This is a genomic window from Bacillus sp. FSL W8-1202 (genome assembly GCF_038006165.1).
In the GTDB taxonomy this organism is placed as follows: Bacteria; Bacillota; Bacilli; order Bacillales; family Bacillaceae; genus Bacillus; species Bacillus subtilis.
This window is the reverse complement of the sequence record NZ_JBBOUR010000001.1, coordinates 343,722-356,423: the sequence shown is the minus strand read 5'-3', so window position 1 is coordinate 356,423 and position 12,702 is coordinate 343,722. Positions and strand designations below refer to the sequence as shown.

The following is a 12,702-nucleotide window of genomic DNA, read 5'->3' as shown; positions in this document are numbered from 1 at the left end:
AGCAATGTAGCGGGGGGACCCATACATTGCTTTTTTTATTCATTCAGTTTTCGTGCGGACTGGCGAATGATCAACTCAGGCTCAAATATGACATCCTCTTGCTTCGGCTTTTTATGCTCTAAGCAGTCAATGACATATTTGGCGGCTGCTTTTCCAAGCACTGATTTCGGATGTTTGACAGAGGTTAGTTTCACTTCTGAGATTTGGGCGAAATGTGAATCATCGTACCCGACAATAGACATATCCTCCGGCACTTTAAGATCCATCTCCCTCAGCATATCAATCACCTTCAGCGCAATTTCATCGTTATAACAAAGAATGGCTGTCGGCATGTGCTTGCTGTTTTTCTCCAGTGTGGCTTTTACTTTCTCCAGAAGTTTTGATTCTTTTTCTTCCGTTGTAAATGTCACGATCATATCCGGAGAAGGAAACAACTCACGCTCCCGGTGCGCCTGTATAAATCCGTTCATCCGTTTCACGCCTTGTGTGTCATCAGCTTTAAAAATACCCATCATATGCGTGTGGCCGAGAGAAAGCAAATGCTCCGCCGCCATCATCCCGCCTTTCACATCATCCAAGGTAAAACTCGGCGCGGCAAGCTCGGCATATGACGCGTTAATCATCGCAAAAGGAATGCCGTTTTTTTCCAAGTTCAGATAATAGCCGATGTTTGGGGTTTGAAGGGCGCTTTTTGTCGGTTCTACGATGAGTCCGTCAATATGCTGGGACAGCAGGTTTTCTAAGCCTCTTCTTTCGTTGTCCGGGTTGTTGTTTGTGCTTGTCAAAAGCATAGAATACCCCTGCTCGCTTAAATAGGACTCGATTCCTCTGATGATGCTCGGGAAAATATAGTCTGATATGTAGGTTGTCAAAACACCGATCGTTTTATTGGAATGCAGCGCTGACTTAGCAGAGCGTGAAGCGACAAAGGTGCCTCCGCCTTGCACGCTGTACAGCAGACCTTGTGATACGAGGTCTCCGATCGCTTTGCGGATGGTATGCCGGCTGACGCCGAATTGCTGCATTAATTCGTTTTCGGTTGGGATTTTTTGATCGGGCAGTATTTTGCCTTGATTAATCCATGAACTGATTTCTTCTTTTACTTGCGCGTATTTTGGTAACATATCCATTCCTCCAAAATGTATACGGACAAATTTCAGTATATCACAGCGTTCTTTGTAAGAAAACATTGACAGAAAATGCAAACAAGATTATTCTATATTTGTACGTACTAATTAAATGTAATTTCCGTTAAATTTTAATATAAGTACGTACAATTGAAGGTTTAAATGAAAACGCTTCACTCAACATTCGGGAGGGCAGGGAAATGAAGAATACTCCAACTCAATTAGAACCAAATGTTCCTGTAACAAGAAGCCATTCAATGGGATTTGTCATTTTGATCTCATGTGCGGCGGGGCTTGGCGGCTTATTGTATGGCTATGACACGGCAGTGATTTCTGGAGCCATCGGTTTTCTGAAAGATTTATACAGCCTGAGTCCGTTTATGGAGGGACTTGTCATTTCAAGCATTATGATTGGAGGAGTTGTGGGCGTCGGGATATCCGGATTTTTAAGTGACAGATTCGGCCGGAGAAAAATTTTAATGACAGCCGCTTTGTTATTTGCGATATCAGCAATCGTTTCAGCGCTTTCTCAAGACGTGTCCACCTTAATCATTGCAAGGATTATCGGGGGGCTGGGAATCGGGATGGGCTCATCGCTCTCTGTTACGTATATTACAGAAGCGGCACCGCCCGCCATACGCGGAAGTTTATCTTCCTTATATCAGCTCTTTACGATACTGGGGATTTCCGCAACATACTTTATTAATCTAGCTGTGCAGCGGTCCGGAACATACGAATGGGGCGTGCACACCGGCTGGAGATGGATGCTTGCTTATGGAATGGTGCCGTCCGTCATCTTTTTCCTTGTCCTGCTCGTCGTCCCGGAAAGTCCGAGATGGCTGGCGAAAGCGGGCAAAACAAATGAAGCTTTAAAGATCCTGACACGTATTAATGGAGAAACTGTTGCAAAAGAAGAATTAAAGAACATTGAGAACTCTTTAAAAATAGAACAAATGGGGTCGCTCTCCCAGCTGTTTAAGCCGGGTCTCAGAAAGGCGCTTGTCATTGGAATCCTGCTGGCGCTGTTTAACCAAGTCATCGGCATGAACGCGATTACTTACTACGGGCCGGAAATCTTTAAAATGATGGGATTCGGGCAAAACGCCGGATTTGTGACGACTTGTATCGTCGGGGTTGTAGAAGTTATTTTTACCGTTATTGCGGTGTTGCTGATTGATAAAGTCGGACGAAAAAAACTGATGTCCATCGGTTCTGCTTTTATGGCTATTTTTATGATTTTAATCGGGACGTCGTTTTATTTTGAGTTAACAAGCGGGATCATGATGATCGTCCTTATATTAGGTTTTGTCGCTGCTTTCTGTGTCTCGGTCGGACCGATCACATGGATTATGATTTCTGAAATCTTCCCGAACCATCTGCGTGCGCGGGCTGCGGGCATTGCGACCATCTTTTTATGGGGAGCAAACTGGGCGATCGGACAGTTTGTGCCAATGATGATCGATTCTTTCGGGCTCGCCTATACATTTTGGATCTTTGCGGTGATTAACATCCTTTGTTTCCTGTTTGTCGTTACGATCTGTCCGGAAACGAAGAACAAATCGCTCGAGGAAATTGAAAAGCTTTGGATAAAATGAAAACGCTTTAATGAAACAGCCCTTTCTGCGGGAAGGGCTGTTTATATTGGGATGCACCATTTGGCGCTTTCTGTATAAGATAAAGATAAATAGGATAAAATATTGCTGGATAAAACGACGCGGCATGAAAACTCTGCGAATATTGTCGATGAATTGGCTCTTAACAGTTGAATAAACAATTCCACCCTGTTAAAATAATTAAAGAAAGCAGAAATGATTTTTTTTGGCTATGACGGGACGTTTTTTGTCATAGCGGGACATATAACGTCCAGCAAAAAAGGAAGGAACGTTTGAGTCATGAACCAGTTAATACAAGCTCAAAAAAAATTATTGCCTGATCTTCTGCTCGTTATGCAAAAGAGGTTTGAAATCTTGCAGTATATCAGGCTGACAGAACCCATCGGGCGAAGAAGCCTGTCTGCCAGTCTCGGAATCAGCGAGCGTGTGCTGAGGGGCGAGGTTCAGTTTTTAAAGGAACAGAACCTGGTCGATATTAAGACAAACGGCATGACATTGACAGAAGAGGGCTATGAACTGCTTTCTGTTTTGGAAGATACGATGAAAGATGTTTTAGGTTTGACTCTTTTGGAAAAGACATTAAAAGAACGTTTAAATCTGAAGGATGCCATTATCGTATCCGGAGACAGCGATCAATCCCCATGGGTCAAAAAAGAAATGGGAAGAGCGGCTGTCGCATGTATGAAAAAAAGATTTTCAGGCAAAAATATCGTCGCTGTAACTGGCGGTACGACAATTGAAGCTGTCGCCGAAATGATGACGCCGGATTCTAAAAACCGCGAGCTTTTGTTTGTGCCTGCAAGAGGCGGTTTAGGCGAAGACGTGAAAAACCAGGCGAACACCATATGCGCGCATATGGCGGAGAAGGCTTCAGGCACTTACCGGCTTTTGTTTGTTCCGGGACAGCTGTCACAAGGCGCCTATTCATCTATTATTGAAGAGCCTTCTGTCAAAGAGGTGCTGAACACCATTAAATCAGCGAGTATGCTGGTTCATGGAATCGGCGAAGCTAAAACTATGGCTCAGCGCAGAAACACGCCTTTAGAAGACTTAAAGAAAATAGATGATAACGACGCGGTGACAGAAGCGTTCGGCTACTATTTTAATGCGGACGGCGAAGTGGTTCACAAAGTGCATTCTGTCGGAATGCAGCTGGATGACATAGACGCCATCCCCGATATTATTGCGGTAGCGGGCGGATCATCAAAAGCCGAGGCGATCGAGGCTTACTTTAAAAAGCCACGCAACACGGTTCTCGTCACAGACGAAGGAGCCGCAAAGAAGTTATTAAGGGATGAATAATCCCTCAATATAAATATCTCTCACTTATTTAAAGGAGGAAACAATCATGGCAGTAAAAGTCGGTATTAACGGTTTTGGTCGTATTGGACGTAACGTATTCCGCGCAGCATTAAACAATCCTGAAGTTGAGGTAGTAGCGGTTAACGATTTAACAGATGCTAACATGCTGGCTCACCTTTTACAATATGATTCTGTACACGGAAAATTAGACGCTGAAGTTTCAGTTGACGGTAACAACCTTGTTGTTAACGGCAAAACAATTGAAGTTTCTGCAGAACGCGATCCTGCTAAACTTAGCTGGGGCAAACAAGGCGTTGAAATCGTAGTTGAATCTACTGGTTTCTTCACAAAACGCGCAGACGCTGCGAAACACTTAGAAGCTGGCGCGAAAAAAGTAATCATCTCTGCTCCTGCTAACGAAGAAGATATCACAATCGTTATGGGTGTTAACGAAGATAAATACGATGCGGCTAACCACGATGTTATCTCTAACGCATCTTGCACAACAAACTGCCTTGCGCCGTTTGCAAAAGTACTTAACGATAAATTCGGCATCAAACGCGGTATGATGACAACTGTTCACTCTTACACAAACGATCAGCAAATCCTTGATCTTCCGCACAAAGACTACCGTCGTGCGCGTGCAGCAGCTGAAAACATCATCCCTACATCAACTGGTGCTGCTAAAGCAGTTTCTCTAGTTCTTCCTGAACTAAAAGGCAAACTGAACGGTGGAGCAATGCGTGTTCCAACTCCAAACGTTTCTCTAGTTGACTTGGTTGCTGAACTGAACCAAGAAGTAACAGTTGAAGAAGTAAACGCAGCTCTTAAAGAAGCGGCTGAAGGCGACCTTAAAGGAATCCTTGGCTACAGCGAAGAGCCATTAGTTTCTGGCGACTACAACGGAAACAAAAACTCTTCTACAATCGATGCTCTTTCTACAATGGTTATGGAAGGCAGCATGGTAAAAGTAATCTCTTGGTACGATAACGAAAGCGGCTACTCTAACCGCGTTGTTGACCTTGCAGCTTACATCGCAAAAAAAGGTCTTTAATTTATAGCTGAAAAAGGACCTGACTTGGTTCTTTTGAATAGAAGCGCTATAATGAAAGCGGACAAGGGAAGGGGACGGACTCCCTTTCCCTTTTTCCATGAAGACCGGCTTTCAGAAAACGCTCTGTGATAGAGAAACGACCGCGTTTTAAGCAGCTTTGCCGGCGCTTTCGCCTAAGGCCGCTGCCCTGGCTTTTAGACGAACTGCCCTGTGCCGAAAAAGACTGCGATCTGCCCTAGCGGAGTTATCGCTTGAACAGACGGTTTCACGTTTTTCGTGCTGTATGCAAACCATTTTGAAGGAGGATCTCCTAGGCATGAATAAAAAAACTCTCAAAGACATCGACGTAAAAGGCAAAGTTGTATTCTGCCGCGTCGACTTTAACGTTCCAATGAAAGACGGGGAAGTAACAGACGATACACGTATCCGTGCTGCGCTTCCAACAATCAAACACCTTGCAGACCAAGGCGCAAAAGTCCTTCTTGCGAGCCACTTAGGCCGCCCGAAAGGCGAAGTGGTTGAGGAGCTTCGTTTAACTCCTGTCGCTGCACGTCTCGGCGAACTGCTTGGAAAAGAAGTGAAAAAAGCGGATGAAGCATACGGCGATGCTGTAAAAGCACAAATTTCCGAGATGAAGGACGGAGACGTTCTTGTATTGGAAAACGTACGTTTCTATCCTGGTGAAGAGAAAAATGATCCTGAGCTTGCAAAAGCATTTGCTGAGCTTGCAGATGTATATGTAAATGACGCATTCGGTGCTGCCCACCGTGCTCACGCATCTACAGCTGGAATTGCCGAGCATCTGCCAGCAGTTGCAGGTTTCTTAATGGAAAAAGAGCTTGATGTACTTGGAAAAGCGGTTTCCAATCCTGACCGCCCGTTCACAGCGATCATCGGCGGAGCGAAAGTAAAAGACAAAATCGGTGTAATCGAAAGTCTTCTTGATAAAGTAGACAACCTGATCATCGGCGGAGGTCTTGCTTATACTTTCGTAAAAGCGCTTGGCTATGAAGTCGGTAAATCTCTTCTTGAAGAGGATAAAATCGAGCTTGCGAAATCATTTATGGACCGCGCTAAAGAAAAAGGCGTTAACTTCTACATGCCTGAAGATGTACTCGTTGCAGATGATTTCTCTAACGATGCAAACGTGAAAATTGTGCCGATCTCTGAAATCCCTAGTGATTTAGAAGCAATCGACATTGGTACGAAAACACGCGAAAAGTATGCTGACGTCATCAAAAACAGCAAACTTGTCGTGTGGAACGGACCAATGGGCGTATTCGAAATCGACTTGTTCGCTCAAGGAACAAAAGCGGTTGCGGAAGCATTGGCAGAGGCGAAAGATACATACTCTGTCATCGGCGGAGGAGACTCTGCGGCAGCGGTTGAAAAATTCGGCCTTGCTGACAAAATGAGCCACATCTCAACAGGCGGCGGCGCATCCCTTGAGTTTATGGAAGGCAAAGAGCTTCCAGGGGTAGCTGCACTGAACGATAAATAATCTCAAAACTGCTATAAGGAAGTGGAACAGATGAGAAAACCAATTATCGCCGGTAACTGGAAAATGAACAAAACACTTGGCGAAGCTGTCAGCTTCGTTGAAGAAGTGAAATCTTCCATTCCAGCAGCAGACAAAGCTGAAGCTGTTGTTTGCGCGCCAGCGCTTTTCTTAGAAAAGCTTGCTTCTGCTGTGAAAGGCACTGACCTAAAAGTCGGCGCTCAAAACATGCACTTCGAAGAAAGCGGCGCGTTCACAGGTGAAATCAGCCCGGTTGCTCTGAAAGATCTTGGCGTTGACTACTGCGTCATCGGCCACTCTGAGCGCCGTGAAATGTTCGCTGAAACTGATGAAACAGTTAACAAAAAAGCACACGCAGCTTTCAAACACGGCATTGTACCGATCATCTGTGTAGGTGAAACGCTTGAAGAGCGTGAAGCCGGCAAAACAAATGATCTTGTTGCTGACCAAGTGAAAAAAGGCCTTGCTGGTCTTTCTGAAGAACAAGTTGCTGCTTCTGTTATTGCGTATGAGCCAATCTGGGCAATCGGAACAGGCAAATCTTCTACAGCGAAAGATGCGAATGACGTGTGTGCGCATATCCGTAAAACCGTCGCTGAAAGCTTCAGCCAAGAAGCTGCAGACAAGCTTCGCATCCAATATGGCGGAAGCGTAAAGCCTGCAAACATTAAAGAATATATGGCAGAGTCCGATATTGACGGTGCTTTGGTCGGCGGCGCGAGCCTTGAGCCACAGTCATTCGTTCAATTATTGGAGGAAGGTCAATATGAGTAAAAAACCAGCTGCACTCATCATTCTTGATGGGTTCGGATTACGTAACGAAACAGTAGGGAACGCAGTCGCTTTAGCGAAAAAACCGAATTTTGACCGCTATTGGAACCAGTATCCTCATCAAACATTGACTGCTTCAGGCGAGGCTGTAGGTCTTCCTGAAGGGCAAATGGGGAACTCCGAAGTAGGTCACTTAAATATCGGTGCGGGACGTATTGTGTACCAAAGCTTAACACGCGTAAATGTTGCCATTCGTGAAGGAGAGTTCGAACGCAATCAAACATTCCTTGACGCGATCAGCAACGCGAAAGAAAACAACAAAGCCTTGCACTTGTTCGGTCTTTTATCTGACGGAGGCGTGCACAGCCATATCAATCATTTATTCGCACTGTTAAAGCTTGCGAAAAAAGAAGGGCTGACAAAGGTTTATATCCATGGCTTCCTTGACGGCCGTGATGTAGGTCCGCAGACAGCGAAAACGTACATCAACCAGTTGAACGATCAAATCAAGGAAATCGGTGTAGGTGAAATCGCCAGCATTTCCGGACGTTACTACTCTATGGACCGCGACAAACGCTGGGACCGTGTAGAAAAAGCGTACCGCGCAATGGCGTACGGCGAAGGCCCATCTTACCGCAGCGCCCTGGATGTTGTTGATGATTCATATGCAAATGGTATCTACGATGAATTCGTGATTCCATCTGTCATCACAAAAGAAAACGGTGAGCCTGTTGCGAAAATCCAAGATGGCGATTCTGTGATTTTCTATAATTTCAGACCGGACCGCGCCATCCAGATTTCCAACACGTTCACAAACAAAGACTTCCGTGACTTCGACCGCGGCGAGAATTATCCAAAGAACCTGTATTTCGTCTGCCTGACTCACTTCAGTGAAACTGTTGACGGCTATGTAGCGTTTAAACCGATAAATCTTGATAACACAGTCGGAGAAGTATTATCTCAGCACGGGTTAAAACAGCTTCGAATTGCAGAAACTGAAAAGTATCCGCACGTCACGTTCTTTATGAGCGGCGGCCGTGAAGCTGAATTCCCGGGTGAAGAGCGTATTCTCATCAACTCGCCTAAAGTTGCAACGTATGACTTGAAGCCTGAGATGAGTGCTTATGAAGTGAAAGACGCGCTTGTCAAAGAAATTGAAGCTGACAAGCATGACGCGATCATTCTTAACTTCGCAAACCCTGATATGGTCGGCCACTCCGGAATGGTTGAACCAACAATTAAAGCAATTGAAGCAGTGGACGAATGCTTGGGCGAAGTCGTTGACGCGATTCTTGCTAAAGGCGGACACGCCATCATTACCGCTGATCACGGTAATGCTGACATTCTGATTACAGAATCAGGCGAACCGCACACTGCGCATACAACAAACCCAGTCCCTGTGATTGTAACGAAAGAAGGCATTACGCTGCGTGAAGGCGGAATCCTAGGCGACCTTGCACCAACGTTATTAGACCTTCTTGGTGTTGAGAAACCGAAAGAAATGACAGGAACATCTTTAATTCAAAAATAATTTGAAAATCAAAAGGAGAGACAAAACTCATGCCATACATTGTTGATGTTTATGCACGCGAAGTATTAGACTCCCGCGGCAACCCAACAGTTGAAGTTGAAGTATATACAGAAACAGGAGCTTTCGGCCGCGCATTAGTGCCAAGCGGAGCTTCTACAGGTGAATACGAAGCGGTTGAGCTTCGTGACGGCGACAAAGACCGTTACCTTGGAAAAGGCGTGTTAACAGCTGTTAACAACGTAAACGAAATCATTGCTCCAGAGCTTCTTGGCTTTGATGTAACTGAACAAAACGCAATCGATCAGCTTTTAATCGAGCTTGACGGTACTGAAAACAAAGGCAAACTTGGTGCGAACGCAATCCTTGGCGTATCTATGGCTTGTGCGCGTGCTGCTGCTGATTTCTTACAGATTCCTCTTTACCAATACCTTGGAGGATTCAACTCAAAAACGCTTCCTGTACCGATGATGAACATCGTAAACGGCGGAGAGCATGCTGATAACAACGTGGATATTCAAGAATTCATGATCATGCCTGTAGGTGCTCCTAACTTCCGTGAAGCACTTCGCATGGGCGCTCAAATCTTCCACAGCCTGAAATCAGTATTAAGCGCAAAAGGCTTAAACACTGCTGTAGGTGACGAAGGCGGATTCGCTCCAAACCTTGGTTCTAACGAAGAAGCGCTTCAAACAATCGTTGAAGCAATCGAAAAAGCCGGCTTCAAACCTGGCGAAGAAGTTAAACTTGCTATGGATGCTGCATCTTCTGAGTTCTACAACAAAGAAGACGGCAAATACCATCTGTCTGGCGAAGGCGTTGTGAAAACATCTGCTGAAATGGTTGACTGGTATGAAGAGCTTGTTTCTAAATACCCAATCATCTCTATCGAAGACGGACTTGACGAAAACGACTGGGAAGGCCACAAGCTTCTTACTGAGCGTCTTGGCAAAAAAGTTCAGCTTGTTGGTGACGACCTCTTCGTTACAAACACGAAAAAACTTTCTGAAGGTATTAAAAACGGCGTAGGCAACTCTATCCTGATCAAAGTAAACCAAATCGGTACATTGACTGAAACATTCGATGCGATCGAAATGGCGAAACGCGCAGGCTACACAGCCGTTATCTCTCACCGTTCTGGTGAAACTGAAGACAGCACAATCGCTGACATCGCTGTGGCAACAAACGCAGGACAAATCAAAACAGGTGCTCCGTCTCGTACGGACCGTGTTGCGAAATACAACCAGCTTCTTCGCATCGAAGATCAGTTGGCTGAAACTGCTCAATACCACGGTATCAACTCTTTCTACAACTTAAACAAGTAATAAAATGACCGCCGGGATTTTCTCGGCGGCTTTTTTTATGCTTTCAGAGATCCAAATAAAGCCTCACCATATCACGGCATTGAATGCCGTTTTCAAAGATCTCCTCATCATAGTGTCTAATAAAAAAATCATGGTCGATCGCCTGAAGACGAAATCCGCATTTTTGATAAAGCGACAGCTGATGGATGCTTGAATTTCCAGTACCTATTTCAATCACCTTTGCTCCCATGTGTTTCGCTTTTTCAATGGCGTCGAGGATAAGAAGCTTGCCAATGCCCTGTTTTTGCATTGTTTGTTTTACTGCGATGTTAACGATTTCTACCGTTTGTGGCCTAGTTGTGATGATCACGTATACACCAGCTAATTCGCCTGATATATAACCTGTGTAGCATTCTCCTCTGACCAAGTAGTCATCAACAATTTCTTTTGACGGATCGGCGAGCAGCAGAAGCTCATACAGCGCTTGATCAAAGTTTGTTGCTTTTTGAATGGTGAGGTGTTGCATTATCATTCCACCTTTTCATAGTTTATAGAGATATTTTCATGATTTTCTCCAATTTCTTACCATTCTATTATAAAATATGTAACATAGGAAATAAGCACAAAATATAGCGGGTAACAAACAGGAGGAAAGCCACATGTTTTGTAAGGAATGCGGTCAAAAAAATAATGAAGGAGCCAAGTTTTGTAAACAATGCGGCACCCCGATCGGAGGGGGCAACAAACAGGCGAATCAAGAAACAGCTAGCACTGCAGAAACAAGGCAGGTTTCGCGAAAACCGATCCCTAAGAAAACCATCATTTTATGGAGCAGCATTGCCGCGGCGTGCGTTATATTATTCGCCGCATATAAAACCGGAGCGTATTTTACTTCAAAGGATAGGTTAGTTAACAAGTTTGAACAGGCCGTAAATGATGAGGATCAGGACCAAATCGCGACTCTACTTACACCGGTAAATGACAATCTTAAACTCACTAAAAATAATGTAAAACCGTTTCTTACATATTTGAAGGATCATCCAGACAAAAAAGATGAACTTTTTGCATCGCTGCGGGATGAAACAGCCCAGAAGGATATCGTATATGCGGAAAAAGACGGGAAAAGCCTGCTGGTATTTGACCATTATGACTTAAAGGTAGCACCTGTTTATTTTGAAGTGAGCAGCAATTATAAAAATACCGATCTATATGTCAATAAAGAGGAAGCCGGATCTGTAAAGAAAGAAGATCAAGCACAAACCCTTGGTCCGTACATTCCCGGCGAATATACAGTCTCAGCCAAACTGAAAAACGATGTCGTCGATCTTGTGAAAAAGGAAGACATTCAGGCGGTTGGCGATAGCAGCTTTCGTGTTGATCTCTCATTGGAAGCAGACGATGTGACATTCAGCTTAGCGGATGACATCAAGAGCGGGAAGGGAGATTTGCTGATTAACGGTAAATCAATTCATAAAGATCCATTCAAAACTTTTACATATGGCCCTCTTTTGACTGATGGCAGTATGACGGCGACTGTGAAAACTGACTTTCCATGGGGAAAGCAAATGACTGATGCAATGCCAATTACAGGTAGCGACATGAAGATGAGATTAGTTCCTGATAAAGAAACAAAAGAAAACATCATAGAAACCATTAATAAGGCGACTGAGCAATACACGGCTGCCTTTTCCAATGGGAAAACCGAACAGATGACAAAAGCTGTATCCGATGTTAAAGCTCAAACGAAAAAACAAATTTCAGAGATGAAGAGCAATCATATGTATTATAAGGATAAATATATAGAAACAGATTACGATCTTGATTCATTTGCTATTTCACAAAGTGACAAGGGACAATGGATTGTTTCAGTGAACGGAAATGAACTTCACGAATCAGCTTATTTTGATGATTATACAGAACCTGAGATGAAACAAGAACATACAGCTTATCGTTATATTTGTCGTATGATAAAAAACAAAAAGAATGGAAGCTTGAGAGTGCGGAGACCACTTCTGATTCCATAGGAGACCATATAAAAACTCTTAAAAATGAAAATCCTAAAATATACACCTCCGCTTGGGCGTCATCAAATGAGGCCAAAGTTAATTCCGACACACTTACAAAAGAGCAAGTGACATCATTTATGGTTGATTATCTGACAAATCAATCAAGTGCTGTGAGTTTAAATGAATTTGCAGTGATGGAAGGTAATTTGGAAAAAGGAAGCACATTATATGCTGATCAGCAGAAACTAGTTAAGAAATTGTATAGCGAGGGGACGACTGAAGTATTTATTGATGTAGAGGTCAAAAGCTTTAGTCAAAGCGGCTCGAATATCACAATTAAAACATACGAAGAATTCGAAATCACAAAATCAGGCGGCAGTCCAAAGCTCAGAACATATAACTGGACCTATACCGGCGTAGTGAAGAACGGAAGAATTTACTTAACGTCTATTCAATAAAACAACCCCATCACCAGCAG

At 44.0% G+C, this 12,702-nt stretch carries 9 protein-coding genes and 1 pseudogene; 8 read left to right on the top strand and 2 right to left on the bottom strand.

Annotation, left to right across the window (positions count from 1 at the left end):
• Positions 1-35: 35 nt before the first annotated feature.
• Positions 36-1,124: an arabinose utilization transcriptional regulator AraR gene (araR, locus tag NSQ09_RS01860; RefSeq protein WP_003243070.1), complete on the bottom strand. Its 1,089-nt coding sequence runs from the start codon at positions 1,122-1,124 to the stop codon at positions 36-38.
• A 203-nt stretch (positions 1,125-1,327) separates the two neighbouring features.
• Between araR and araE the strand changes: the two genes are divergently transcribed.
• From araE to eno, 7 genes are all read left to right on the top strand, one after another.
• Positions 1,328-2,722 (top strand): arabinose-proton symporter AraE, encoded by a 1,395-nt coding sequence (gene araE / locus NSQ09_RS01855; RefSeq protein WP_003243899.1) that lies wholly within the window; start codon positions 1,328-1,330, stop codon positions 2,720-2,722.
• Between the two features lie 297 nt (positions 2,723-3,019).
• Entirely contained in the window at positions 3,020-4,042 is a 1,023-nt protein-coding gene (gene cggR, locus NSQ09_RS01850; protein WP_009968188.1) for a gapA transcriptional regulator CggR, read from the top strand.
• A 46-nt stretch (positions 4,043-4,088) separates the two neighbouring features.
• A complete protein-coding gene (gene gap, locus NSQ09_RS01845; RefSeq protein ID WP_041054814.1) occupies positions 4,089-5,096 on the top strand; it encodes a type I glyceraldehyde-3-phosphate dehydrogenase in 1,008 nt (335 codons plus the stop codon).
• A 316-nt stretch (positions 5,097-5,412) separates the two neighbouring features.
• Positions 5,413-6,597 (top strand): phosphoglycerate kinase, encoded by a 1,185-nt coding sequence (locus NSQ09_RS01840; RefSeq protein ID WP_269767328.1) that lies wholly within the window; start codon positions 5,413-5,415, stop codon positions 6,595-6,597.
• 30 nt (positions 6,598-6,627) lie between these two features.
• The gene (tpiA, locus tag NSQ09_RS01835) at positions 6,628-7,389 is read left to right on the top strand and encodes a triose-phosphate isomerase (RefSeq protein ID WP_003243394.1); all 762 of its coding nucleotides are present in this window, start codon (positions 6,628-6,630) and stop codon (positions 7,387-7,389) included.
• A complete protein-coding gene (gpmI, locus tag NSQ09_RS01830; protein WP_003228330.1) occupies positions 7,382-8,917 on the top strand; it encodes a 2,3-bisphosphoglycerate-independent phosphoglycerate mutase in 1,536 nt (511 codons plus the stop codon). Before tpiA ends, gpmI begins: the two co-directional genes overlap by 8 nt.
• A gap of 29 nt (positions 8,918-8,946) precedes the next feature.
• On the top strand, positions 8,947-10,239 hold the full coding sequence (eno, locus tag NSQ09_RS01825; protein WP_003228333.1) for a phosphopyruvate hydratase: 1,293 nt from the start codon (positions 8,947-8,949) through the stop codon (positions 10,237-10,239).
• A gap of 43 nt (positions 10,240-10,282) precedes the next feature.
• Here eno and NSQ09_RS01820 read toward each other — a convergent pair whose 3' ends face one another.
• Positions 10,283-10,750 (bottom strand): GNAT family N-acetyltransferase, encoded by a 468-nt coding sequence (locus tag NSQ09_RS01820; protein WP_076457576.1) that lies wholly within the window; start codon positions 10,748-10,750, stop codon positions 10,283-10,285.
• Between the two features lie 127 nt (positions 10,751-10,877).
• Here NSQ09_RS01820 and NSQ09_RS01815 point away from each other — a divergent pair.
• Positions 10,878-12,682: pseudogene (locus tag NSQ09_RS01815) on the top strand (zinc ribbon domain-containing protein).
• The last annotated feature ends 20 nt before the right edge of the window (positions 12,683-12,702 follow it).